At 68.8% G+C, this 23,472-nt stretch carries 22 protein-coding genes; 5 read left to right on the top strand and 17 right to left on the bottom strand.

All coding sequences use genetic code 11. From position 1 onward, the window contains the following. Nucleotides 1-6 precede the first annotated feature (6 nt). From miaB to B4A39_RS00520, 10 genes are all read right to left on the bottom strand, one after another. Nucleotides 7-1,413, bottom strand: coding sequence for a tRNA (N6-isopentenyl adenosine(37)-C2)-methylthiotransferase MiaB (gene miaB / locus B4A39_RS00565; protein ID WP_292032112.1), 1,407 nt, complete (start codon nt 1,411-1,413; stop codon nt 7-9). Between the two features lie 52 nt (nt 1,414-1,465). Next, a complete protein-coding gene (locus B4A39_RS00560) occupies nt 1,466-1,942 on the bottom strand; it encodes a Fur family transcriptional regulator (protein WP_292032110.1) in 477 nt (158 codons plus the stop codon). 28 nt (nt 1,943-1,970) lie between these two features. Then, complete coding sequence (gene rimI / locus B4A39_RS00555; protein WP_292032108.1) at nt 1,971-2,393, bottom strand: ribosomal protein S18-alanine N-acetyltransferase; 423 nt, start codon at nt 2,391-2,393, stop codon at nt 1,971-1,973. Further along, the gene (gene tsaB, locus B4A39_RS00550; protein ID WP_292032106.1) at nt 2,390-3,091 is read right to left on the bottom strand and encodes a tRNA (adenosine(37)-N6)-threonylcarbamoyltransferase complex dimerization subunit type 1 TsaB; all 702 of its coding nucleotides are present in this window, start codon (nt 3,089-3,091) and stop codon (nt 2,390-2,392) included. The genes rimI and tsaB overlap by 4 nt, the downstream gene beginning before the upstream one ends. Before the next feature lie 22 nt (nt 3,092-3,113). Then, the gene (locus B4A39_RS00545) at nt 3,114-3,482 is read right to left on the bottom strand and encodes a helix-turn-helix domain-containing protein (RefSeq protein ID WP_292032104.1); all 369 of its coding nucleotides are present in this window, start codon (nt 3,480-3,482) and stop codon (nt 3,114-3,116) included. Between the two features lie 70 nt (nt 3,483-3,552). Further along, a complete protein-coding gene (locus B4A39_RS00540) occupies nt 3,553-4,146 on the bottom strand; it encodes a helix-turn-helix domain-containing protein (protein ID WP_292032103.1) in 594 nt (197 codons plus the stop codon). A 149-nt stretch (nt 4,147-4,295) separates the two neighbouring features. Beyond that, on the bottom strand, nt 4,296-4,853 hold the full coding sequence (locus B4A39_RS00535) for a NifU family protein (protein WP_292032435.1): 558 nt from the start codon (nt 4,851-4,853) through the stop codon (nt 4,296-4,298). A 94-nt stretch (nt 4,854-4,947) separates the two neighbouring features. After that, nucleotides 4,948-5,415 (bottom strand): universal stress protein, encoded by a 468-nt coding sequence (locus tag B4A39_RS00530; protein ID WP_292032102.1) that lies wholly within the window; start codon nt 5,413-5,415, stop codon nt 4,948-4,950. A gap of 181 nt (nt 5,416-5,596) precedes the next feature. After that, on the bottom strand, nt 5,597-10,456 hold the full coding sequence (locus tag B4A39_RS00525) for an NAD-glutamate dehydrogenase (protein WP_292032100.1): 4,860 nt from the start codon (nt 10,454-10,456) through the stop codon (nt 5,597-5,599). Between the two features lie 411 nt (nt 10,457-10,867). Next, nucleotides 10,868-12,031, bottom strand: coding sequence for an AI-2E family transporter (locus B4A39_RS00520; protein WP_292032097.1), 1,164 nt, complete (start codon nt 12,029-12,031; stop codon nt 10,868-10,870). Nucleotides 12,032-12,148: 117 nt separating this feature from the next. Here B4A39_RS00520 and B4A39_RS00515 point away from each other — a divergent pair, with 117 nt between their 5' ends. Further along, nucleotides 12,149-13,666, top strand: a complete 1,518-nt coding sequence (locus B4A39_RS00515) for a helicase HerA-like domain-containing protein (RefSeq protein ID WP_292032095.1) — start codon at nt 12,149-12,151, stop codon at nt 13,664-13,666. Between the two features lie 620 nt (nt 13,667-14,286). Here the strand turns inward: B4A39_RS00515 and B4A39_RS00510 are convergent. Continuing rightward, complete coding sequence (locus B4A39_RS00510) at nt 14,287-15,414, bottom strand: MltA domain-containing protein (protein ID WP_292032094.1); 1,128 nt, start codon at nt 15,412-15,414, stop codon at nt 14,287-14,289. Continuing rightward, the gene (gene timA / locus B4A39_RS00505) at nt 15,414-16,031 is read right to left on the bottom strand and encodes a TIM44-related membrane protein TimA (RefSeq protein ID WP_292032093.1); all 618 of its coding nucleotides are present in this window, start codon (nt 16,029-16,031) and stop codon (nt 15,414-15,416) included. Before timA ends, B4A39_RS00510 begins: the two co-directional genes overlap by 1 nt. 221 nt (nt 16,032-16,252) lie before the next feature. On the opposite strand from timA, the gene secB reads away from it, so the two are divergent. Both secB and B4A39_RS00495 read left to right on the top strand, forming a co-directional pair. Then, a complete protein-coding gene (secB, locus tag B4A39_RS00500; protein WP_292032092.1) occupies nt 16,253-16,780 on the top strand; it encodes a protein-export chaperone SecB in 528 nt (175 codons plus the stop codon). Nucleotides 16,781-16,884: 104 nt separating this feature from the next. Beyond that, nucleotides 16,885-17,172 (top strand): putative quinol monooxygenase, encoded by a 288-nt coding sequence (locus B4A39_RS00495; protein ID WP_292032090.1) that lies wholly within the window; start codon nt 16,885-16,887, stop codon nt 17,170-17,172. On the opposite strand, the gene dnaQ is transcribed toward B4A39_RS00495, so the two are convergent. From dnaQ to B4A39_RS00470, 5 genes are read right to left on the bottom strand one after another with little or no spacing between them, the layout of a single operon-like run. Continuing rightward, the gene (gene dnaQ / locus B4A39_RS00490) at nt 17,169-17,903 is read right to left on the bottom strand and encodes a DNA polymerase III subunit epsilon (RefSeq protein WP_292032089.1); all 735 of its coding nucleotides are present in this window, start codon (nt 17,901-17,903) and stop codon (nt 17,169-17,171) included. The two genes, B4A39_RS00495 and dnaQ, sit on opposite strands and share 4 nt — an antisense overlap. A 42-nt stretch (nt 17,904-17,945) precedes the next feature. Next, nucleotides 17,946-18,560 (bottom strand): dephospho-CoA kinase, encoded by a 615-nt coding sequence (gene coaE, locus B4A39_RS00485; RefSeq protein WP_292032087.1) that lies wholly within the window; start codon nt 18,558-18,560, stop codon nt 17,946-17,948. After that, nucleotides 18,557-19,399, bottom strand: coding sequence for a shikimate dehydrogenase family protein (locus tag B4A39_RS00480; protein WP_292032086.1), 843 nt, complete (start codon nt 19,397-19,399; stop codon nt 18,557-18,559). The genes coaE and B4A39_RS00480 overlap by 4 nt, the downstream gene beginning before the upstream one ends. Beyond that, nucleotides 19,396-19,995: a Maf family protein gene (locus B4A39_RS00475; RefSeq protein WP_292032082.1), complete on the bottom strand. Its 600-nt coding sequence runs from the start codon at nt 19,993-19,995 to the stop codon at nt 19,396-19,398. The genes B4A39_RS00480 and B4A39_RS00475 overlap by 4 nt, the downstream gene beginning before the upstream one ends. Continuing rightward, nucleotides 19,992-20,861 (bottom strand): pyruvate, water dikinase regulatory protein, encoded by an 870-nt coding sequence (locus B4A39_RS00470; protein ID WP_292032080.1) that lies wholly within the window; start codon nt 20,859-20,861, stop codon nt 19,992-19,994. The genes B4A39_RS00475 and B4A39_RS00470 overlap by 4 nt, the downstream gene beginning before the upstream one ends. A gap of 504 nt (nt 20,862-21,365) precedes the next feature. On the opposite strand from B4A39_RS00470, the gene hemE reads away from it, so the two are divergent. Together hemE and hemH are read left to right on the top strand one after the other, a co-directional pair. After that, nucleotides 21,366-22,400, top strand: coding sequence for a uroporphyrinogen decarboxylase (hemE, locus tag B4A39_RS00465; RefSeq protein WP_292032079.1), 1,035 nt, complete (start codon nt 21,366-21,368; stop codon nt 22,398-22,400). 2 nt (nt 22,401-22,402) lie between these two features. Continuing rightward, complete coding sequence (gene hemH, locus B4A39_RS00460; RefSeq protein WP_292032433.1) at nt 22,403-23,461, top strand: ferrochelatase; 1,059 nt, start codon at nt 22,403-22,405, stop codon at nt 23,459-23,461. Nucleotides 23,462-23,472 lie beyond the last annotated feature (11 nt).

Genomic DNA, 23,472 nt, shown 5'->3' with positions numbered 1-23,472 from the left:
GCGGACCTAGATAGTGACGGCCCCGGCCAACCGCCCGTTCAGACTGTTCTGAGCGCCGCTGATGATCTGAACCGGAACGATCTGGCCCAGCAGATGATCCGCGCCATCGACGTGAACCGCCTGCAAGTAGGGCGAGCGGCCGATGGCCTGACCAGCGTAGCGGCCCTTCTTCTCGAACAGGACGTTCAGGGTCTTGCCCGCCTGAGCCGCGTTGAAAGCGGTCTGCTGCTCGAACAGCAGGGTCTGCAGCCGCTGCAGGCGTTCCAGTCCGACCTTGTCCTCGATCTGCCCCGGCATGGTGGCGGCGGGCGTGCCGGGACGCGGCGAATAGACGAAGCTGAAGGCGCCCGCATAGGTCACCTGGCGCACCAGATCGAGGGTGTCCTCGAAGTCTCGGTCGGTCTCGCCGGGGAAGCCGACGATGAAATCGCCGGCGATGGCCATATCGGGTCGCGCCTCGCGGATGCGGGCGATCAGGTCGATGTATTTCTGACGGCCGTGCTTGCGGTTCATCAGTCGCAGCACCCGGTCCGAACCTGCCTGAACCGGCAGATGAAGATAGGGCATCAGGACGTCCAGATCGGCGTGGGCGGCGATCAGATCGTCGGACATGTCATTGGCGTGACTGGTCGTATAGCGGATGCGGTCCAAGCCCGGGATCTCGGCCAGGGCATAGGCCAGCCGCGCCAGGGTGAAGGCTTTTCCGTCCGGGCCCTCGCCGTCGTAGGCGTTGACGTTCTGACCCAGCAGGGTGACCTCGCGCACGCCCCGGTCGGCCAGGGCGCGGGCCTCGGCGAGCACGGCCGCGACCGGGCGCGACCACTCCGCGCCCCGCGTATAGGGCACCACGCAGAAGGTGCAAAACTTGTCGCAGCCCTCCTGAACCGTGAGGAAGGCGGTCGGTCCGGCGCCACCGCGCGCTGTGGGCAAGGCGTCGAACTTCTCGTGCGGGGCGAAGTCGGCGCCGATGCGCTCGCCTCGCGCCCGCGCCGTGCGGGTCAGCAGTTCCGGCAGCTGGTGATAGGCTTGGGGGCCGACCACCAGGTCCACCGCCGGCTGGCGCTTCATGATCTCTTCGCCCTCGGCCTGAGCGACGCAGCCCGCGACGGCGATGGTCATGCCGCCGTCGCCGCGCGCCAGCTTGCGCTCGCGCATCTGCTTCAGCTTGCCCAGCTCGGAATAGACCTTCTCGGCGGCCCGTTCCCGGATATGGCAGGTGTTGAGAATGACGAAGTCGGCGGCCTCGGGCGCATCCGTCGTGGCATAGCCCAGCGGGCGCAGGACATCGGCCATGCGCTCCGAGTCATAGACGTTCATCTGACAGCCGTAGGTCTTGATGAACAGGCGCTTGGGCGCAAGGACGCCTGCCGCGCCGTCCGCCGTTTCCACGGGCTTTTCGAGGGTATCGGTCATGCGCGGCTTATGATCGCCGAAGCCGGCGGCGGCAAGACGAGCAGGCGCAGCCTCAGCTGTCCGTAGGCTCCACACGCGCGGCGTGGCGCTTGTAGATCAGACCCTCGCGCTCGCTCGGCTCCACGCCCTCGATCGAGTGGCCGTAAAGCTCCAGCTTGTGCCCGACCAGCTCGAAGCCCAGACGCTTGGCGATCTCGTTCTTCAGCCGTTCGATCTCGGCGTCGAAAAACTCGATGACCTCGCCGGTCTTGGTGTCGATCAGGTGGTCGTGGTGATCGTCGCCCGCTTCTTCATAGCGGCTGCGGCCGTCGCCGAAGTCGTGCTTTTCGACCACGCCGGCTTCCTCGAACAGGCGGACCGTCCGATAGACGGTGGCGATCGAGATATGCGGATCGATCGACGAGGCGCGGCGATACAGCTCCTCGACGTCGGGGTGGTCCTCGGCCTGGGACAGAACGCGGGCGATCACGCGCCGCTGCTCGGTCATGCGCATGCCGCGATCGGCGCAGAGTTTCTCGATCCGTTCCATACGGCCGAAGATAGGCTGAGCCGTCGTTTTATGGAAGCGGTCGCGAGAAGTTCAGCGACAGAACCAGCGCGTCCTCGCGACTTCCGTCCGCACGCGCATAATAGCCGCGACGACGCCCGGCCTCGGCGAAGCCCGTGCGGGCGTAGAGGGCGCGGGCGGCGACATTGCCTTCGGCCACCTCCAGGAACATCCGTTCGGCGCCCAGTGTCGCGGCGCGGACGACGGCCTCTGCGACCAGCCGGCCCCCCAGACCGCCGCGTCGGGCGGCCGGCCGCACGGCCAGGGTCAGGATTTCAGCCTCGTCGGCGACGACCCGGATCAGGATGAAACCGTCGTCCTCCGCCACGAGAAGGACGCCCGGCGAGACAAGAAGCGCCGAAAGGCTGGCCTCGTCCCAGGGCGTGTCGAACGCCTCGGCATGGAGGCCGGCCAGACGGGCGGCGTCGCTCACGTTGTCGCCGAGGGGCGCGGCTGGCCCGGCAGGCGACTGGGCGGAACGGCGTCGGGCGCCCTCAGATAGAGAGGACGAGGCGGCGCGGCCGCCGGATCGACCACGGCGGTCATATAGGCCAGGGCTTCGGGCGAGGGCGCCGGCAGACGCGCAGTCACGGCCGCGCCCAGACGCTCGGGGAAGGTTTCGACCAGCAGGCCGGCGCCGGATCCCGCCAGGATCGGCGGCGCGCCGGCGGCGGCGTGAAAGATGCGGTCGGCCGCCGCGTCCAGCGACAGGGCCTCGGCCGGGCCGAGCGGACGCCCGTCGCGAAACAGCCGCGCATAGACCTGGCCGCGACGCGCGTCGATGACGGCGGCGACCAGACCGGCCGGCTTGATGGAGACCGCCAGGCCGTCCAGCGTCGACAGACCGATGACCGGTCGATCCAGAGCTGCGCCCAGCCCTTGGGCGAAGGCCAGGCCGACCCGCAGACCGGTGAAGGAGCCAGGCCCCACGGTGACGCCGATCCGGTCCAGCGCCTCGAACCCGCCGCCCGCTTCCTTCTCCGCGTCGGCCACGGCGTCGCGCACCATCCCGGCCAACCGCTCCTGATGGCCCTTGGTCATTAGTTCGGAGCGGACGCCGAGAAGCCGCCCATCCTCGACCACGCAGGCCGTGCAGGCGCCCAGCGCCGTATCCACGATCAGAACTCTCATCGCGGCCTTCCTATCGGGCGGATCAGGCCGACGCCAGCGCCTCGACCACCCGCGCCACGGCCTGACGGACCGCCGGGTCTGCGATCCGGGGGAAGGCCTGGGCCAGGGCGCGTCCGTCGGCCGTGTCCGTCAGCTCGCGCGCGGCGGCTCCGGGATCGCCCGCATCCGTCCGCACCGGAAAGAAGTCGGCGACGGAGCAGCCCAGCACGGTCGCCATCTGGTGCATGCGTGAGGCGGAGACGCGATTGGCCCCCTTCTCGTATTTCTGAACCTGCTGAAAGCTGACGCCCAGCTGGTCCGCCACCGCCGTCTGCGACAGCCCCAGGGCGGAGCGCCGCGCCGCCATCCGCGCGCCCACGGCGACATCGATATCCTGCGTGCGACGGTTCATTGACTGCTCCTCCTCATCGGTCAGGAGGAGAGTTTCATCTCAAAGCATGAAACGCAACCATTTCGTTTCATCAATCATCCAGACGCGCCACGACCGCCGCCGCCATCCGGACGCGGGCGCGGGGGATGCGTTCGATCGTCAGACGCGCGCCCGCGCCGCGCACCACCAGTTCCGCCTCGTCCGATCGCACGTAGAGCCGCGCGCGCAACGTTCCGTCATCCATCTCAACGACGCAGCCCTGGTCCCGGCGCGGCCATCGGTCGGGCACGTACTCCAGAACCGTTCCCGCCGCGGCCCAGGGCGCCAGCTCATCCGTCGAAAGCTGCAGCCGCCGCCGTGCGGCGATCGGCGGGGTCTCAAAGGCGCGTCCCTTGGCCTGAAGCCCGTCCGGGACGCTCCTTGGCGGGGCGGGGACGACGCCGACCAAGAGGGCCAAATCCTCGGGCGTGGCGTCCAGAGCGCCCGTCAGGCGGCGCTGCACGTCGGGGCGGAACAGGCCTGTACGCTTGCCGGCTTCATAGAGGCCCCACCCCTGGCTGGTCATGCCGATCCTCTGACCCGCCTCCGCCTGGCTCAGACCGCGCTCGCGGCGCAGGGCGCCCAGGGCTTCGCCAAGGGCGCGCCCCTCGGCGCCGGCGTCCTCATCGGAATTGAAACGGGCCATGCGGCGATCATGCCCCACGGCCCGTCTGGACGATAGTGTTTCATGTGAAACAGCTATGGGGCGGAGCGCATCTTTCATGGGCCGCGATCAGAAGGCTCCGCCTTCTCGACCCGACGCGGCCTGGCGCGTCGGGCGCGGTAGAGCCCGTCCTAGATGACCTGCTCGACGCTGGTCACTTCCGGAATGTAGTGGCGCATCATCTGCTCGACGCCGGACTTCAGGGTGGCGGAGGAGGAGGGGCAGCCCGAACAGGCGCCGCGCATCCGCAGACGCAGGACTCCGGTTTCCAGATCGAAATGGTCGAACAGGATGTCGCCGCCGTCCTGAGCCACGGCCGGGCGGATGCGGCTGTCGAGCAGGCCCTTGATCTCGGCGACGATCTCGCTGTCCTCGCCGGCCGCTTCGTCCATCGCCTCGACGCCGCGCGTCAGGGGCGCGCCGGAGACGAAGTGATCCATGATCACCGCCAGGATCGGAGCCTTCATCTCGCTCCAGTCGGGAGCCTGAACCCCGCGCGTGACCGAGACGTAGTCCGCGCCGAAGAAGACGCCCTCGACCCCCTCCAACTGGAACAGGGCCTCGGCCAGCGGCGAGGCCGTCGCCTCGTCGATGGTGCGGTATTCCAGAACGCCTTCGGGCGCCACGTCGCGGCCCGGCAGGAATTTCAGGACATGGGGATTCGGCGTGGGTTCGGTCTGGATGAACATGGGCGGGAGATGCGCCCCCGGCGCGACATCTTCAAGACCCATGAACCGCGCCAATCGTCGCTTCAAGCGCGGCGAGCGATAGCGACCCCAGGAATTACGCCAGATCTTCGATGTCGGCCTCGGTCAGTTCGCCGGGCACGATGGTCACCGGCAGCTTGCGGCCGCTGAAGGCTCCGCCCTGCTTCAGCACGGCCGATACCAGAGGCCCCGGCCCCCGCGCGCCCGAGCCCGCGGCCAGCACCAGAATCTTGATATCGGGATCAGCGCCGACCGCCTTGCGGATAGCGTCCTGGGGATCGGCCTCTTCGATGAGGAAGATCGGCGCCGCGCCCGACTTCTCCGCGGCCTCCTCCCCGATGCGGTTGAGCAGAAGCTCGGCCTCCTCGCGCTGCTGACGGCGAATTTCGTCGCGGACGCCGGACCAGTGCTCGTCCGATCCGCCGGCGAGAGCCCGCAGCAGGACCACGCGACCGCCGGTCGATTTGGCCCGCCGCGCGGCGTAGCCCAAGGCGGCGCCGAACTCGGGGCTGTCGTCGACGACGACGAGGAACTTCCTGGGCATGGGTCTTTCCGCCTTGCGGATCTCTGAACAGCGGAGACCACCTAACGCCAACCCGCCCCAAACGCCAAGGCCCGCCCGCCTCGCCGCGAACGACGAAACGGGCGGGCCCATTCAGGCAATTTACGCGACTGCGCTCAAGTGGCGAGCGACCGTGTCGCGAGCGTAGCGCTCCGGGAAGCGCCTAGCTTCCCAGCACTTCACGAATAGCCCCGTTGGCGATGGTCAGCTTGGCGAAGGTCCAGCCAGCGCCCGAGGTCTCGATCTCGTCCACGGCGGCGCGCAGGGATTCGACCTGGCCCATGCGGGCCCCGATCCAGGCGTCGACGGCCTGCTCGGCGGCTTCTTCGCTAGCGCCCGCCGTCTCGACCGAAGCCTTGGCCACGGCCCGGGTCAGCTGCTGCTGCTCGGCCATCAAGTCCTGGATCAGGCGACGCACGGCCAGCCGGTCGAAGTGATCGCCCGACGGCACCGAGCCGGCCGCGACGCGCAGGCGGTCGAAGTCGAAGGCGGCCCCGACCTGGTGATAGAGACGGGCCATGGCCGGGGCGCTCCAGCCCAGTTCATTGGCCAGGTCGCCGATGTCCGCCGTGGCCACCATGGGCCGCAGCAGGGCGATATCGCGCGCCAGATCTTCCGGCGCGCCCAGGCCGACGAAGGTCGCCACGCGGGCCTCGAACTGCTGCTGCTCGAAGCGCGACAGCACCTCGGGGCCGGCGGCGCGAAGGGCGTCGGCGGCCGGCTGATAGGCGGCGATCATGCCGCCGACCGTGGTCTCGGTGCGGGCCGCGCGACGGGCCAGCCAGTAGGTCTGGCGACGCAGGACCTTGGCGATCTCACGATACAGCGCCGTCTGGGCCTCGGCCGGGATCTTCAGATCCAGCGCAGAGACGGCCTTCCAGGCCTGATCCAGGCGGAAGACCTGACGCGCCGTCTCGAAGGCCGTGACCATGGCGGCGGTGTCGCATTCCGCCGCCGCCCGCAGACGATCGGGGAAGGTCGGCCCGGCCATGTTGACGATCTCGTTCGACAGCACGGTGGCGATGATGTCCCGACGCAGACGGTGGGCCTTCATGTCCTCTTCGAACTTCGCCAGCGGAGCCGGGAAGTAGTGGACCAGCAGGCGCTCGAAGAAGGCGTCGTCCGGGGCCGAGGAGCCGACGATCTCGTCAAACAGCTCCAGCTTGGAATAGGCCGTCAGCACCGCCAGTTCGGGCCGCGTCAGGGCGGCGCCCTGCAGCTTCATCTCCGCGATGCGAGCGTCGTCGGGCAGGTATTCCACGGCGCGGTTCAGCTTACCCAGCGCCGTGAGGTGCTGCATGAAGGCCTGCTGGGCGTCCAGAGCGTCGACGCCTTCCGCCTGTTGCAGGGTCAGGGCCAGGGTCTGGTCGTAGTTGTGGGCCAGAACCTTGAGGCCGACCTCGTCCGTCATCGACTTAAGCAGGGCGTTGCGGTCCTCGGCCTTGAGGTGGCCCGAGGCGATGGCGCCGCCGGTGAGGATCTTGATGTTCACCTCATGGTCGGACGAGTCCACACCGGCCGAGTTGTCGATGGCGTCGGTGTTCAGGCGCATGCCCGCGCGCGCCGCTTCGATGCGGCCCAGCTGGGTGGCGCCCAGGTTGGCGCCCTCGCCGAGCACCAGGGCGCGAACCTCTCCGCCGTTGATGCGGATGGCGTCGTTGGCCTTGTCGCCGGCCTGGGCGTTGGTCTCGCCCGCGCCCTTGATGTAGGTGCCGATGCCGCCGAAGTAGAGCAGCTCGGCGCGCGCCTTCAGGATGGCCTGCATCAGGGTGGTCGGGTCGACGGTGTCGGCCTCGATATCCAGCAGGGCCTTGATCTGCGGAGTAAGCGTGATGGTCTTGGCCGCCCGCGAGAAGACGCCGCCGCCCTCCGAGATCAGGCTCTTGTCATAGTCCTGCCAGCTGGTGCGCGGGGTCTCGAACAGACGCTGGCGTTCCGCGAAGGACGTGGCCGTGTCCGGGTTGGGGTCGATGAAGATGTCGCGGTGGTCGAAGGCCGCGACCAGCTTGATCGCCTTGGAAAGCAGCATGCCGTTGCCGAAGACGTCGCCCGACATGTCGCCCACGCCGACCACGGTGAAGGGTTCGGACTGGATGTCCTTACCCATTTCGCGGAAGTGACGCTTGACCGCCTCCCAGGCGCCACGCGCCGTGATGCCCATCTCCTTGTGGTCGTAACCGGCCGACCCGCCCGAGGCGAAGGCGTCGTCCAGCCAGAAGCCGTAGGACTGGCTGACGCCGTTGGCGATGTCCGAGAAGGTCGCCGTGCCCTTGTCCGCCGCCACGACCAGATAGGGATCGTCGCCCTCCCAGGCCACGACATTGGCCGGGCGCACGGGCGCGCCGTCGCCGACGATGTTGTCGGTGATGTCCAGCAGGCCGGACAGGAAGGTCTTGTAGGCGCGGATGGCCTCGGCCTGGACCGCGTCGCGGTCGCCGCCGACCGGCAGCTGCTTGGGATAGAAACCGCCCTTGGAGCCGACCGGCACGATGACCGAGTTCTTGACCTGCTGCGCCTTCACCAGACCCAGGACCTCGGTGCGGAAGTCATCACGACGATCCGACCAACGCAGACCGCCGCGCGCCACGGGGCCGAAGCGCAGGTGGACGCCCTCGATGTGCGGCGCCCAGACGAAGATCTCGCGGAAGGGCTTGGGCAGGGGCAGGTCCTCAAGCTCGCGCGAGGCGATCTTGATCGAGATGTGGGGCTTCGGCGTTCCCTCGGCGTCGACCTGATAGAAGTTGGTGCGCTTGATCGCGCCGATCAGCAGGGCGATACGGCGCAGCACCCGGTCGTGATCCAGGCTCTTCACGTCCTGCAACAGGGCGACGATCTTGTCGTTCAGTTCGGCGACCAGGGCTTCCCGCGCCTCGACCGCGCCGCCGTGGGCCGGATCGAACTTCGCCTTGAACAGGGACAGGATGGCGCGGGCCACGGTCGGATATTCGCGCAGGGCGGCTTCCTGCACCGCCTGCGAAGGATCCAGGCCGGTCTGCTGACGATAGCGGGCCAGGGTGCGGATCAGGGCCGCCTCGCGCCAGTCCACGCCCAGCTCCAGCACCAGGCGGTTGAAGCCGTCGCTCTCGGTGCGGCCCGTCCAGACCGCCGAGAAGGCGGCCTCGAACGGGGCCTTGATGTCCGCGAAGGTCAGGGCTTCGCCACGCGGATCCTCCAGCAGGAAGTCGTGGATGTAGACCGGCGTGTCGCCCGTCGTGCGGATGACGTGGTCCGACTCCTCCAGCGTCTTCAGCCCCATGTCGGCCAGGATCGGCAGGACATCGGACAGCGGCACGGCCGAGCCGCGGCGATAGAGCTTGAAGCGGAATTGCAGCGGGCTTTCGTCCGCCGTGCGGAAGGCGCGCACGGCCACCGGTTCGGCGTGAACCCCGTCTGCGGCCGAGCCGTCGTTGAGACGGTCGAACTGTTCCAGATCGGCGACGGCCTCGGCGGCGTCGTAGCGGTCGCGATAGGAGACGCCGAAGCCGTCGGCCCATTTGGCGCTGGTCGGCCCGACTGCGACCTCATCCACGTCGGCGGCGCGCAGGGCGGTTTCGAAGCGATCGATCCAGCTGCGGCCGGCCTCGGCCACCTCGGCCTCCAGGGCCTTCAGGTCGGGGTCCAGGTGTGCGCCGGGCTCGACGCCGATGATGTAGTGGACGCGCGTCAGCGGCTGGTCCGTCAGCTGCGGATACCAGGCCGAGACCCGCCCGCCCCAGGCCTTGGCCAGAATGCCGCCAATGCGCTGGCGCAGGCCGGCGTCGAAGCGTTCGCGCGGGATGAAGCAAAGGACCGAGACGAAACGGTCGAACGGATCGCGACGCGTGAACAGGCGGATCCGCGGGCGGTCATAGAGGTGAAGGATGCCGAGCGCCGTATCCAGCAGCTCGTCCTCGCTGATCTGGAACAGCTCGTCGCGGGGATAGTTCTCGAGGATGTTCTTCAGGCGCTTGTAGTTGTGGCTGCCCGGCGCCTTGCCGGCGCGTTCCAGGGCGTTGGCCGCCTTGCGCCGGATCAGCGGCACCTCCTTGGCCATCTTGTCGTAAGCCTCGGCGGTGAAAAGGCCGACGAAGCGCGTCTCGCCCGAGGCCTTGCCGTCCGCGCCGTAACGCTTGACCCCGACATAGTCCATGTAGGCGCGGCGATGGACGCGCGAACGGATGTTGGCCTTGGCCACGGTCACCGGCTCGCTGAGATCGAGCTGGCGCTGCATGGCGGCGGTCAGGACGGCGGGCTCGGAGGCGCGACGCAGGACGCGGCGCTCGGGATCGCCCAGCACGCCCAGCCCCTGGTCGGAAACGTCCAGCGGCGCCTCGGGCGCGTAGCCGCCGTCCGCGCTGCGCGGATAGGCGTAGTCGCGGGCGCCGAGGAAGACGAAGTGATCGCTCTTGGCCCAGCGCAGGAAGGCGATGTTCTCCTCCAGCACGGCCGGATCGACGGACGCAGGGGGCGCGGCCTCCAGCTGGGCGACGGCGTCCTGCATCAACTGCACCATGGCGCCGTGATCCGACACGGCGGCGCGCACGTCCGCCAGGGCCTGGGCCAGGCCTTCGCCGAGGGCGTCACGACGTTCCTGGGGCAGGGGGTCGATGACGGCGATGATCAGGGAATCGCGACGCCCCGACGCGATCTCGACGATCGGGTGGAAGAGGGCGCGCACGGTGACGCCCGCGTCGGCCAACTCGCCCAGAACGCTGTCCACCAGGAAGGGGGCGTCGTCTTGAAGGATCAGGACGCTGTCATAGCCGGTCGGGGCGCCGTCGGCGCCGGTCAGGGGCCCCACGGTGACGCGGGCCGGTTCGCCGGCCTGACGGGCCTGGGCCGAGCGCCAGACCAGACCCAGCAGCGACGCCAGATCGTCGCCGCCCAGTTCGGGCGCTTCGTCCGCCGCGTAGTCCTCGAACGCCTGGGCCAGAAGCGACTTTTCAGCCGCGCCCGGCGGGCCGTCGACAATCCGCGCATAGGCCGCTTCCAGCGCCTCCAGAGTGGCTGGGGTGGCGGAAACTGTGCGCGGAGCGGCGGACATGGTGTGGTCTCGAACAGCACGGCCGGAGGCCGCAGGGATTTGACCCCGCCACCTTAGCGCCGCTGGCGGAACTGGCTAGGCCGTCCGAGGCGGCTCAGACCCTGAATTTCAGTGTGCAGCGCACCATGTTGCGCCAGAGGCCCACAGTTGAGCGAATTCCGGTCGCGAAAGCCGCATTGGCGACAACAACCGCCCCAATTCAGCCCCGATCCGGCGACGGCAGGCCTGCAAAACCTGAGCCCGAAAAGAACAAGGCCGCCGAGCGTGAAACGCTCGACGGCCTGCTTTGGGTCCCGGCGCAGGAGGGGGGAGGGAGCGCCGGTCCTCTGGACTTCGCGGCCGGGAGGGGGAGGGAGGCCGCGTCGTCTGATTGGGTAGATAGTCGTCAGATATGGCGGATCAAGGGCAGGATCAGTCTTCCTCGCCCTCTTTTTCATGCGGCGGCTTGCCGCGCCCCAGAAGACGCCCGAGCCAGCCGTCGCCCGGCTTCGCCTTCGAGGCTTCGGCCTTGCGCGGGGCGTAGGGTTCGCCGTCGCCGGACAGCAGGACCGCCATCCATCGCGAACCCTTGAACTCAGCCAGGATGGCCATGGCCATGACCGCCAGAGGCGTCGACAGGAACATGCCCGGCACGCCCCACATCTTGCCCCAGAGCGCCAGCGCCAGCAGGACCACCACCGGGTCGATGTTCTGGTTGTCGCCCTGCATCCGGGGCTGGATCAGGTTGCCGACGATGAACAAGAGAGACTGCAGGCCCACCAGCAGGATCAGGGCCGGCCAGTAGCTCTCGAACTGGACCAGGGCGAACAGCGGCGGGGCCAGGCCGGCGATCGCCCCGCCCAGAACCGGAATGAAGCCGACGATAAAGATGACGAAGGTCCAGAACTCCGCGTTCTGAAGCCCCACCGCCCGCATCAGAATCCAGGCCACCAGACAGATCAGCGCCCCGGTGACGGCCTGGACCCAGAGGTAGCCCTCGACCCCGCCGCGCACGCGGTTGAACACCTCCATCGCCTCGTGGCGCGCGCCACGGTCGGGGAACATGGCGACGATCTTCTTGCGGAAGCCCGCCTGCGAGGCCAGCAGGAAGCCCAGATAGACCATGACGAAGAAGGCGCCGGACGCGACTCCCTGGGCCTGCATCGCCGCCTGGGTCAGCCAGCCGCGCACGTCGATCCCGGCGATCAGTTCGTTCAGGGTCGGCGGGTCCGACACGCCGACCAGGCCGCTGACATCGGCGATGATCTGGTCCAGACGAGGACCGATGCTGGCGGATACACCCGAGGCGTCGGTGAAGAAGCCCGCCGCCCCGTCGACGATGATCCAGATCGACAGCAGGAAGCCCAGCACCACCAGAACCAGGGCCGCCGCCCCGGCGAACCTCGACGGCACCGGCGTGCGATGCTCGATCGCGCGCTTCATTCCGTCGATCATGATCATCAGGAAGATGGCCATGGCCAGCGGCGTCAGGATGTCTCTCAGCCAATAAAGGGCCGCCCCGCCGGCCACGACGGCGATCAGGACCAGGGCGTTGCGCGCGACCGAGGAGGTCTGAAGCGAAATAGGCAATTTCATACGGATGACTGTCGGGGGCGGCGGGGAAAGCGTCAATCGCTGTAAAGCCTTGCGGTTCCGTCTTGCGGCCCGGTCCCGGTCAGATAACCATGCCGTCAGACGCAGGAGACCGCCCGAATGACCGACGCCCCCGCCGCCCTCTTCCTCGGCCAGTCCTTCGACGGCGCGACCGAAGCCCTGCTGTTCAAGCGCGCCAATCGCCACGGGGTGGTGGCCGGCGCGACCGGCACCGGCAAGACGGTGACGCTGCAGATCATGGCCCAGGGCTTTTCCGACGCCGGCGTCCCGGTCTTCTGCGCCGACGTGAAGGGCGACCTGTCGGGCATCAGCCAGGCCGGCGACGTCCAGAAGTTCGCCGAACGCGCCGGCCAGATGGGTCTGACCCTCACCGGCAAGGCCGCCCCCGTCGTCTTCTGGGATCTGTACGGCCAGAAGGGCCACCCGATCCGCGCCACGGTCTCTGACGTCGGCCCCACCCTGCTGGCCCGGATGCTGGAACTGAACGACGTGCAAGAGGGGGTGCTGACCGTCGCCTTCCACGTCGCCGACAAGGAGGGCCTGCTGCTGCTGGACCTCGAGGATCTGCGCGCCCTGCTGGCCTATGTCGGCGAGAACGCCCAGACCATCGGCCGCGAGGTCGGCAATGTCTCGCCCACCTCCATCGCGGCCATCCAGCGCGCCCTGCTGCAACTGGAGCAGCAGGGGGGAACCGCCTTCTTCGGCGAACCGGCCCTGCGGCTGGAAGACATGATGCGCACGTCGCTGGACGGGCGCGGTCAGGTCAATGTGCTGGACTCCACCCGCCTGATGAACAGTCCGCGCCTGTATGCGGCCTTCCTCCTGTGGCTGCTGTCCGAGCTGTTCGAGCAACTGCCCGAGATCGGCGACCCGGAGAAGCCGCGCCTGGTCTTCTTCTTCGACGAGGCTCACCTGCTGTTCAACGACGCGCCCAAGGGCCTGCTGGAAAAGGTCGAACAGGTGGTGCGCCTGATCCGGTCAAAGGGGGTCGGCGTCTATTTCGTCACCCAGAATCCGGCCGATATTCCCGACACCGTCCTGGCCCAGCTGGGCAACCGGGTGCAGCACGCGCTGCGCGCCTACACCCCTGCCGAACAGAAGGGCCTGCGCGCCGCCGCCCAGAGTTTCCGCACCAACCCCGCCTTCGACACCGCCGATGCCATCCAGGGTCTGGGCGTGGGCGAGGCCCTCGTCTCGACCCTGGACGACAAGGGCGCCCCGACCGTGGTGGCCCAGACGAAGATCCGCCCGCCGGACTCGCGCCTCGGCCCGGCGACCGAGGCCGAACGCGCCGCCGTCATGGCCGCCAGCCCGGTGCGCGGGACCTACGACACCGCCGTCAACCGCGAATCCGCCGAGGAAGTGCTGAAGGCCCGCCGCGCTCAGGCCGAGCGCATCGAGGCCGAAACCGCCGCCGCCTCAGCCCAGGCCAAGGCCGCTGAGAAGGCCGCCCGTTCGGCCCCCGCCCCGGCCCGCGAACGCGCCGCCCCCCGCGCCCGAACCTCCAGCCGCCAGACCCCGATGGAAGCCCTGACCAAGTCCGTTCTGCGCACCGCCGGCTCGACCATTACCCGCGAACTGCTGCGCGGGGTGCTGGGCAGTCTGAAGCGGCGGTAGGGAGATTCAGCTAAGGGTGGTTGGCAGACCTAGTCCCTGATGAGCTCGTCTGCCTCGCCAACAGTCTTTGGTCAGTCGAACAGGATGCTGAGCACAGCCTCGAGACCTGGCGATGTTTCGCACTCTAGGCTCACGTGTCGTCGCGACCCGTCGGCTATGACATCCAAGGTGATCAAGGGCTCGTCTATGCAGTCCTCGTCGCTTCGGGGCTGCGGCCTCGCATAAAGAGCAGAATTTGCAACGGCGGCGTCCAGGGCCAGGGTGGCTTCCCGCGACAACCGGGTGCGCAAGGTTCGGCCGCGCGTGTAAACTCGACGCTCTATCGTCCAGCGCGACGCCCCTCTCGTGGCGGTGGCCCCTTGGGGAAACCCCAACGGATCTCTGATCTCGGCCTCAAGTCGGTGGGTTTGAGGTGACGTGGCACAGCCCGCGACAAGAAGGGCGACCACGCTAGGCGCAAGGGCTGTTCCGAACTGGCGTACCCATCCGGCAAAAGTCGACTTTCCGAGCATGAAGAGACTTGCCACCGATAGGAAGGGCACATCACCCCCTCGATCACGAAGAAACTCATTTTGTGAAAGGTCCGCAATGGGTCGAAGGCAGACTCTGAGCTCCCCGCCTCACCCCTTCGGCGTCAGCCGCCACATCCGGAGCGGATGGCGCACCGCCCCGGCTTCCTGACCCGCCGCATCGCCGCGGCCGATGTAGAGGTCGGCGCGGACAGGGCCGCGGATGGCTGAGCCGGTGTCGAGCGCCATGACCAGGCCGCGATAGCTGGCCTTGGCGCCGATCAGGTTGCCGCCGTCGGCCTCGATCCAGACCGCGTCGCCATAGGTCCAGTGCGAGGGGTCCACGGCCACCGCGCGGCGCGCGGGCAGGGGCACGCCGGCCGCGCCGGTGGCCTCGTCGCCGTTATCCGGGCTGACCGCGAAGAAGATGTAGCGCGGATTCAGGGCCATGACCTCGCGCGCCTCAGCCCCGCGATGGGCCGACAGCCAGCCGCGAATAGCGTCGCCCGAGGTTCCGTTCTGGGGCAGCAGGCCGCGCTCCGCCATCGGTCGAGCGATGCCGACGAAGCGGGCGCCATTGTCGGCGGCGTAGGCGGCGCGCAGCCGGGCGCCGTCCGGGAAGGTCAGGGTTCCCGAACCCTGAATCTGCAGGAAGAAGAGGTCCTCGGCCCGCATCCAGGCGAGGGCGGTCGAGCGGGCCGAGCCCGCCTCGATGGCGGCGCGGTCGCCGACCTCGGACAGGTTGCTGGGACGACTGAGGACCGGGGCGTCGAACTCGGCGTCCGGCGCGCTCCGGGCCGGATACTCGGGCGCGAAATAGGCGGTCAGCAGTCCGGCGCGGCCGTCGTCGGTCCGAGCTTCGGTCGCGACAAAATTCGTCTCAAGGAAGGCGCGGGCGTCGCTGGGCGTGAAGCGCCGCGCGGCCAGATCGCGGGCGCGGGCGCAGACGGCCTCCGCCGCCCCGGCCCGGGCGCGGACACAGCCGGCGACATAGGCGTTGAAGGCGGCGAGATGATCTTCCTCGGCCCAGCCGGGCAGGGCGGTCAGGCTCAGTCCGTCGATCGAGGGCGGCGGGGATGTCGGCCCCGGACCGGGGCTTGCCGGGCCAGGCGGAACCGGGCCGACCGCCGGCGGAGTGGAGGCGCAGGCCGCGACCAGCGCCAGAAGCGAAAGCAAGCCGCCACGGGCCGCGCTCGACCGCGTCAGGGCCGGGCGGGACGACGGGGCGGCGCCGCGCATCAGGCGTTGGCCGGCTCGACGCGCGCCAGCGCCCAGTTGGGATCAGCGGCGCCGAGAGCGCGCTCAAAGGTCCAGACCTCGGCGGTGCGGCGCTCTTCGGTCGAGGCTTCGCCGTCGGCCGGGGTCACGGTGCTGCGCATCTCGGCCAGGAAGCGGACCTTGGCCACGGCGCGCTCGTCCTTGACGGTGGCCAGTTCGAGGTCGGCGCGCGGCGGATGAAGGAACTCGGCCTGCTCACGGTCGCCGCGCGCTTCGCGGGCAGCGATACCCGCCTCGAAGGAGGTCATGACCGCCGGGGTCAGCAAGGGCCGCAGGGCCTCGCGGTCGCCGGACGCATATCCGCGAACGATGGTCTCATAGGCCTGACGGGCGCCCTCGACGAAGCGGACCGGATCGAAGGCGGGGTCGCGCGCCTTGAGCCCGGCGACGGCGGCGGCGACGACCGGATCGACGCCCGGCGCCGCGACGGCAGGCGCCTGTCCGGACGGGGCGGCTTGCGGCAGTCGGGCGTCTTCCTGAGGCTGACGACCGACCTTCTTGCCCAGCACGTTGTAGAGCATGAACAGCAGCACCGCAGCGGCGATGGCGAACACGACGATCTGGAATTGTACGGGCACGGGGTTTCCCTGGATGAGCGCGCGCCCGGCAATCTCGACGGGCGCGCATCTGTTATGGTGAGGATTAGGGGGCGATCCTGTCCGGCGCAAGGCGAGGGAGGATCAGAACACCGGTCGCGACGTTGCGGCCAATAGCCTCGCCGTGGTAGTCGCGAGCCCTTCACCCCGGGCCCGGAGCGGTCCGGCGTCCCATCGTTTTCACACTGACGGCTGCCTTTTTCATGACCGACGCCACCGCCCCCGCCGATCCCGCCGCCAACGGCCAGAACGAGCCGATGGAAGGTCAGGGCCAGCCCGCCGGTCCCGGCTTCCGCATCCTGGCCCAGTACGTTCGCGACCTGTCGTTCGAAAACCCCCGCGCGCCGGAGAGCCTGCGCATCGAGGGCAAGCCCGCCATCGACATGGGCGTGGAAATGAACGCCGCAGGTCGCCCCGACGGCCTGTTCGAGCTGGACCTCAAGCTGTCGGTCAAGGCCACCGGCGACGACAACAACCCGGTGTTTCACGTGGAACTCGTCTATGGCGGCCTGTTCGCGCTCAGCGGCGTCGCTCCGCAGGACATCGAGCCCATGCTGCTGATCGAGTGCCCGCGCTACCTCTTCCCGTTCGCGCGCCAGGTCATCGCCCAGGCCACCTCGGACGGCGGCTTCTACCCGCCCTTCATGGTCGACCCGATCGACTTCGCCGCCATCTACGTCGCGCGCCAGCAGCAGATCGCCAGCGGCCCGGCCGAAACCGGCCAGGCTTGATCTGCCAAGACCGCTAACGCGAGGCGCGCAGCGCCTCGCTGCTGGAGCGGAAGACTTGAGGGGACGTCCTTTGGGCGTCCCCTTTTCTATTCAGGGAGGCTGTCGTGCTGAAGGTCATCGCCGAGGACTTCATCAAGCCCGAGCATGTCGAGGCGGTCATGCCGCTCTATCGCGAACTGGTGCGGCTGACGCGAGAGGAGCCGCTGTGCGTCGCCTATGATCTGTTCACGGATCGGCACACGCCCGGCCACTTCGTCTTCATTGAGGAATGGCCCGATCAGGCCGCGCTGGACGCCCACTGCGCCAGCGAGCACTTCCGCCGTCTGGTCCCCCAGATCGACGCCTTCCAGCAAAAGCCCGGGACCTACATCCTGATGGACGCCGCCCTCTAGGCGGCCGCCTCGTCTCTGGCTTCGACCTCGACCGTCACGCCATAGCCCGCCCACAGGCTGTGGTCCTTCAGCGTCGATTTGAGGAAGGCCAGATGCGCCGCCTGGTCCGTCTCGGTCGAGCGGAAGGGCAGGGGATTGGGCCGCGCGCCATGGTTGACCGAGGCCGCCGCCGCCATGGCCTGCGGGCTGCGGGCCGTAGTCAGATCCAGCGCCCTCTCCTTGCCGCCGCGCAGCTCCAGATAGACCTCGGCCAGCAGGCGGGAGTCGATCAGGGCGCCGTGCAGGGTGCGGTCGACCAGCGAGATCTTGAAGCGTTTGCACAGGGCGTCCAGCGAGTTGGGCATGCCCGGGAACCGCTTCTGCGCCAGCTGCAGGGTGTCGATCCACCGCTCCTGGGGCGGCGGCTTCTGGCCGATGCGGCTATACTCGAAGTCGATGAAGTTGCGGTCGAAGTTGGCGTTGTGCGCGATAAGGGGGGCATCGCCGATGAACTCCAGCAGGTCGGCGGCGATCTCATGGAACCTGGGCGCGTCCTTGACGTGGTCGTCGGTGATGCCGTGGACCCGGATGGCGTCTGGCGGGATCAGACGCTCGGGATTGACCAGCCGGTGGAAGGTCCGGCCGGTCGGCAGCAGGTCGTGGATCTCGATGCAGCCGACCTCGATCAGACGGTCGCCTGTCTTCGGGTCGAAGCCGGTGGTTTCGGTGTCGAGGACGATTTCGCGGGCCATGCCCCTTAATGGGGCAAGCCGCGTCCCGGCGAAAGACCCGGCTCAGGCGCGGTGAGGCGGCGTCCACGACGGATCGAGAACTGTCCCCACGATCTGGCGCACCTGATCGCGGGCGGCGTCCAGTCCCCGACCGGTATCGACCAGGAAGTCGGCGCGACGTCGCTTCTCGGCGTCGGGCGTTTGCCGGACCAGAATGGCCTCGAAGCGTTCGCGGGTCATGCCGGGGCGGGCCAGGACGCGCGCGGCCTGCACCTCAGGATCGGCGGTGACCACCACAACGGCGTCGACGAAGGCCTCGCCGCCGGTCTCGAACAGCAGGGGGATGTCCAGCACGGCCAGCCGCACGCCCTCGGCCCGCGCCGCCGCCAGATCCCGAGCCCGGTCCTGGGCCACCAGCGGATGGACGATGGCTTCCAGGCGCTTGAAGGCGCCTTCATCGCGCCCGAGAACCTCGGCCAGGCGGGCGCGGTCCACCGCACCATCCGTCACCACGCCGGGAAAGGCTTCGCCCAGCGGCTCGACCGCCGCCCCGCCCCGCGCATAGAGGCGGTGCACGGCGGCGTCGGCGTCCCAGACCAGAGCGCCTTCGTCGGCGAACATCCGTCCCGTCGTCGACTTTCCCATGCCGATCGAGCCGGTCAGGCCGAGGATGATCATGCGGTCTCGCCCAGATGGGCCAGCAGCAGGGCGCGCAGATCCAGCGGCGGCGGCGGGCGGCGGAACAGGGCGGTGAAGGAGGGCGTCGCCTGGCCGATCAGCATGGCCAGACCGTCCACGGTCGTCAGACCGCGCGCCCGCGCCGCCGCCAGGAAGGGGGTCACCACAGGCTTGTAGGTCATGTCCATCACCACGGCGCCCGGTTTCAGCGCCGACAGATCGATGGCCGGAGAAGCGCTGAGGGCGTTGATGACCAGATCGGCCTCGGGAAGCGCCGCCTCGTCCGCCACGCTGACGGCCGGGCCCAGGTCGGCGGCCAGTGCGTCCGCCCGCTCGCGCGAGCGGTTGAGGATGCGGATTTCGGCCCCGGCCTCGATCAGGGCGCCCGCGCCCGCCCGCGCCGCCCCGCCGGCGCCCAGCAGGACCACCACCGCGCCCTTCAGGGCCAATTCGGGCGCCTGTTCAGCCAGGGCGTAGAGCACGCCGACACCGTCGGAACTGTCGGCGCGGACGCGGCCCTCTTCGAAGACGAGGATGTTGGCCGAACCCGTTGCCCGGGCGGCGGCGCTGGCCTCGTCGGCCGAGGCGAACGCCTGTTCCTTGAAGGGGGCGGTGACGTTCAGACCCTGAACCAGGCCGGCGCGACCCGCCGCGACCAGGGTCTCGAACCCGGCGGCGTCGCGGGGGGCGAACGGCATATAGGCCCCGTCGATGTTCCCGGCCTGAAGCCAGGCGTTGTGGATGACGGGACTGAGCGAGTGGTTCACCGGCTGACCGGCGATCCCGGCCAACTGGGCGGCGCCTGTGATGCGGTTCTGGTGAACGGGGGAGGGGCTCATGAGGGGATCACTCCAGCGCGGCGCAGCTCGGTCAGAACCGGCCACAGCGGCAGGCCCAGGACGGTGAAGTAGTCGCCCTCGACCGCCTCGAACAGCTGCGAGCCCAGACCTTCCAGCCGATAGGAGCCGACACAGGCCAGCAGGGCCTCGCCCTCGGCCGTCAGATAGGCGTCCAGGAAGGCGTCGGAGAAGTCGCGCATCCTCATTTCAACCGTATCGACGCCGGACCAGACGACCTGGCCGTTGCGGGCCAGGGCCGCGCCGGAATGCAGCTGATGGGTCCGCCCGCGCATGACCCCCAGACGCTCGCGCGCCGCATCCAGCGACGGCGCCTTGGAGACCAGGCCCCCATCGAAGGCCAGGGTCTGATCGGCGCCCAGGACCCAGGCCTCGGTGTCATGCCTCGACACGGCCAGGGCCTTGGCCCGGGCCAGCTCGACGGCCAGTTCGACGGGATCGACGCCCGGCGTCTTCAAGGCGTCCTCGTCCACATCCGCCACCTGGACTGAAAAGGGCACGCCAGCATCGGTCAGGATCGCGCGACGCGCCGCGCTCTTGGAAGCCAGAATCAGGCGTTCGCCGTCTGTTGTCGTCACGAGGGCGCTCCGGGGTCATGTCGGCGGCTGCGCCGCTCGCTCAACAGGTTGATGATGGCGGCCGCCGTCTCCTCGACCGAGCGGCGGGTGACGTCGATGGTCGGCCAGCCGCGCCGCTCGAAGGCGCGGCGCGCCTTGACCGTCTCATCGCGGACGGCGTCATGATCGACGTAGTCGGACGCGCGAGCGGCGTTCAGCCCCTCCAGCCGGTTGCGACGGATCTGCACCAGACGGTCCGGCGAGACCGTCAGGCCGACCACCAGCGGGTTCTTGAGCAGGGTCAGCCTTTCGCCGTCTTCCTGGCCGGGCACCAAGGGCACGTTGGCAGCGCGGATGCCTCGGTTGGCCAGATAGATGCAGGTCGGGGTCTTGGACGTCCGGCTGACTCCGCACAGGACGACGTCGGCCTGCTCCAGCTGTTCCAGCGTGCCCTGGCCGTCGTCGTGGGCGATGGCGAAGTCGAGGGCGCCGATGCGGTTGAAATAGCCGTGGTCCAGCGCGTGCTGGGCCCCGACGCGGGTCGAGATATTGGTCCCCAGATAGCCCGACAGCGCCCCGACCAGCGGATCCAGCGCCCCGATCTGCGGCGTCTGAAGCCGCCGGCAACCATCCTCCAGCTGTTCGCGCAGATCGCGGTCGACCAGGGTATGAAGAACCACGCCCGGCGCGCCGGCGACTTCTTCCAGCACCCGCTCCATCTGCTTGGGCGAGCGGACCAGGGCGTAGATGTGCTCGATCGGAATGACGCCGTCGAAACGGGCGATGACGGCCTTGGCCATGGCGTTCAGCGTCTCGCCGGTCGAGTCCGAGACCAGATGGACGTGGAAATAGGTGGCGAGACGCGGCGACGGGCGGGCGGGGCTCATGCTCTGATCGTCTCCTTCTCCTCGGTCGCCCAGACCGGAAAGGGGCCGAGGTCTGTCCCCGCAGCCTGTGCAAAAGCCGGGGCGCCGTTCGACATCGACTGGGCGCCGAATCCTCTAGCAAGCTCAGGCCGGCGTCGCGAGCGGGGATCACGGGCGCCGATGGCCGAACGGCGCCTGGAGTCATTCATGCAGGCGCCGAATTTCTATCCTCACCCGGGGATAAGGCGCCTTGTCCCAATTCGGCGCCCGGCGCCTTTCCCACAACGGCGCCCAGATCCGACTCCCGTCACAGCGGACTCCAGACGGGTTATCCCCGCAATCAACACGATCAGGCCGCGTCCGCCGGATTCGTTAGCCTGAAATCGTGGAGAAACCTGTCGATCGACGGGCGATCCGGATTCTATCCCCGCAGTCCAGCGCCCTGCTTCCAACCTCCAATTCTTTCAAATTCTTATTCTTGAATAGGGATTGAGGCTTGGGGGTGTGCATCCTAAAGCCCAAGGCATGAGCACTCCTCTCCTGATCCAGGCTCTCCAGGGCCAGACTACGACCCGTCCGCCCGTGTGGTTCATGCGTCAGGCCGGGCGCTACCTGCCGGAATACCGGGCGTTGCGCGCGCAGGCCCCCGACTTCATCGCCTTCTGCATGAACCCGGAGATGGCGGCCGAGGCGACGCTGCAACCGATGCGCCGGTTCGGCTTCGACGCCGCCATCGTCTTCGCCGACATCCTGCTGATTCCGGGCGCCCTGGGACAGAAGGTCTGGTTCGAAGCCGGCGAAGGTCCGCGCCTCGGCGCCCTGCCGTCGGTGGAGTCGATGCGGGCGCTGGCCTCCGGGGCGGGGGAGGCCCTGAAGTCGGTGGGCCAGACCCTCAGCCTGGTGCGCGCTGAACTGGACCCCTCCAAGGCCCTGATCGGGTTCGCCGGGGCGCCCTGGACCGTAGCCACCTACATGCTGGACGGCGAGGCCCGCACCATCGGCAAGGGCGAACGCGCCACGGCGCGCACCTACGCCTATGCTGAACCGGAAAAGGTCGCGGCCCTGCTGGAGATCCTGGTCGAGGCCACCGCCCATTATCTGAAGATGCAGCAGGACGCCGGCGCGCAGGTGCTGAAGATCTTCGAGAGCTGGGCCGAGGGCCTGCCCGATGATCTGTTCGAAAGTCTGGTCCTGAAGCCCCACCAGGCGCTTGTGGCCCGCGCCCGGGCCCTTGGGGTCACCGTGCCGCTCATCGGCTTCCCAAGGGGCTCTGCGGCGCTTGCGGAGCGTTACTCGAGCAGCTGCGACGTTCAGGCCGTGGCGCTGGACACCGCCTGTCCTCTGGAGGTGGGCAAGCGGGTTCAGGCCATCAAACCCATCCAAGGCGCCCTCGATCCTCTTCTTCTCCGCGCGGGCGGCCCCGCTCTGGACCATCGTGTGGATCAGCTCATGGAGGCCTGGGGGCAGGGTCCATGGATCTTCAACCTGGGTCACGGCATCCTGCCGGACGTGCCGATCGCCCATGTCGAGCAGGTCCTGCGTCGGATCGGGGCGCAGTGAGCATGACCGCCGAGGCCCGTCGTCCGAACCGGCGCGTCGCCGTCGTGCTGACCAATCTCGGCGGTCCCGATGGTCCGGACGCGGTCAAGCCCTTCCTGTTCAACCTGTTCAACGACCCGGCGATCATCGGCTTGCCGGGCATAGTCCGTACGCCGCTGGCCCGGTTGATCTCCTCGCGTCGCGAGAAGTCGGCCCAAGCCAACTACGCCCGCATGGGCGGGGGCTCGCCCCTGCTGCCCGAGACGCTGAAACAGGCGGCCGCCCTGTCCGAAGCCCTGGCCGACGCGGCGCCGGGGGATGAGACCGAAGTCTTCATCGCCATGCGCTACTGGCACCCCCTGACCGAGGATACGGCCCGCGCCGTGGCGGACTTCCAGCCCGATCATATCGTGCTGCTGCCACTCTATCCGCAGTTTTCGACCACCACGACGGCGTCGTCGCTGAAGGCCTGGCGCGAGGCCTACAAGGGGCCGGGCGAGGTTCACGCCGTCTGCTGCTACCCCGACGCCGAGGGCCTGGTCGAAGCCCAGGCCCGGTTGATCCGCGAGACCATGGACAAGGCCGAGGGCCGACCGGTCCGCGTCCTGTTTTCAGCCCATGGGATTCCGGAGAAGCTGGTCGCCGCCGGGGATCCCTATCAGGCCCAGGTCGAGGCCACCGTGGCTGCGGTCGTCGCCCGCATGGGGCTGAGCGACTGGGCCATCTGCTACCAGAGCCGGGTCGGGCCGTTGAAATGGCTGGGGCCGTCGACGCCGGAGGCGGTCGAACAGGCCGGGCGTGACGGGGTCGGCGCCGTGGTCGTGCCCATCGCCTTCGTCTCCGAACACATCGAGACCCTGGTCGAGCTGGACCACGAATACGCCGAACTGGCCGAACAGGTCGGTTGCGCCCCCTATCTGCGGGCGCCGGCCCTGGGCGTGGAGCCCGCCTTTATCGCCACCCTGGCCCAGGCGGTCGGGGCCGCGCTGGACACCTCGGGCGTCGCGCCGCAAGGGGCGTCGAAGGGTGGACCATGCGCCCACTTGAAAGCCTGTCCCGGCGGTTGTTCAAAAGCGGCTTGACCGGCCGAGGG

Source organism: Brevundimonas sp. UBA4553 (genome assembly GCF_002387245.1).
Classification (GTDB): domain Bacteria; phylum Pseudomonadota; class Alphaproteobacteria; order Caulobacterales; family Caulobacteraceae; genus Brevundimonas.
This window is presented reverse-complemented; position numbering and strand designations above follow the sequence as displayed.

Excerpts from the sequence above, each read along its gene's own strand:
- miaB (WP_292032112.1), bottom strand. The coding sequence starts at position 1,413 with ATGACCGATACCCTCGAAAAGCCCGTGGAAACGGCGGACGGCGCGGCA.
- B4A39_RS00560 (WP_292032110.1), bottom strand. The coding sequence starts at position 1,942 with ATGGAACGGATCGAGAAACTCTGCGCCGATCGCGGCATGCGCATGACC.
- tsaB (WP_292032106.1), bottom strand. The coding sequence starts at position 3,091 with ATGAGAGTTCTGATCGTGGATACGGCGCTGGGCGCCTGCACGGCCTGC.
- B4A39_RS00545 (WP_292032104.1), bottom strand. The coding sequence starts at position 3,482 with ATGAACCGTCGCACGCAGGATATCGATGTCGCCGTGGGCGCGCGGATG.
- B4A39_RS00540 (WP_292032103.1), bottom strand. The coding sequence starts at position 4,146 with ATGGCCCGTTTCAATTCCGATGAGGACGCCGGCGCCGAGGGGCGCGCC.
- B4A39_RS00535 (WP_292032435.1), bottom strand. The coding sequence starts at position 4,853 with ATGTTCATCCAGACCGAACCCACGCCGAATCCCCATGTCCTGAAATTC.
- B4A39_RS00530 (WP_292032102.1), bottom strand. The coding sequence starts at position 5,415 with ATGCCCAGGAAGTTCCTCGTCGTCGTCGACGACAGCCCCGAGTTCGGC.
- B4A39_RS00525 (WP_292032100.1), bottom strand. The coding sequence starts at position 10,456 with ATGTCCGCCGCTCCGCGCACAGTTTCCGCCACCCCAGCCACTCTGGAG.
- B4A39_RS00520 (WP_292032097.1), bottom strand. The coding sequence starts at position 12,031 with ATGAAATTGCCTATTTCGCTTCAGACCTCCTCGGTCGCGCGCAACGCC.
- B4A39_RS00515 (WP_292032095.1), top strand. The coding sequence starts at position 12,149 with ATGACCGACGCCCCCGCCGCCCTCTTCCTCGGCCAGTCCTTCGACGGC.
- B4A39_RS00510 (WP_292032094.1), bottom strand. The coding sequence starts at position 15,414 with ATGCGCGGCGCCGCCCCGTCGTCCCGCCCGGCCCTGACGCGGTCGAGC.
- secB (WP_292032092.1), top strand. The coding sequence starts at position 16,253 with ATGACCGACGCCACCGCCCCCGCCGATCCCGCCGCCAACGGCCAGAAC.
- dnaQ (WP_292032089.1), bottom strand. The coding sequence starts at position 17,903 with ATGGCCCGCGAAATCGTCCTCGACACCGAAACCACCGGCTTCGACCCG.
- coaE (WP_292032087.1), bottom strand. The coding sequence starts at position 18,560 with ATGATCATCCTCGGCCTGACCGGCTCGATCGGCATGGGAAAGTCGACG.
- B4A39_RS00480 (WP_292032086.1), bottom strand. The coding sequence starts at position 19,399 with ATGAGCCCCTCCCCCGTTCACCAGAACCGCATCACAGGCGCCGCCCAG.
- B4A39_RS00470 (WP_292032080.1), bottom strand. The coding sequence starts at position 20,861 with ATGAGCCCCGCCCGCCCGTCGCCGCGTCTCGCCACCTATTTCCACGTC.
- hemE (WP_292032079.1), top strand. The coding sequence starts at position 21,366 with ATGAGCACTCCTCTCCTGATCCAGGCTCTCCAGGGCCAGACTACGACC.
- hemH (WP_292032433.1), top strand. The coding sequence starts at position 22,403 with ATGACCGCCGAGGCCCGTCGTCCGAACCGGCGCGTCGCCGTCGTGCTG.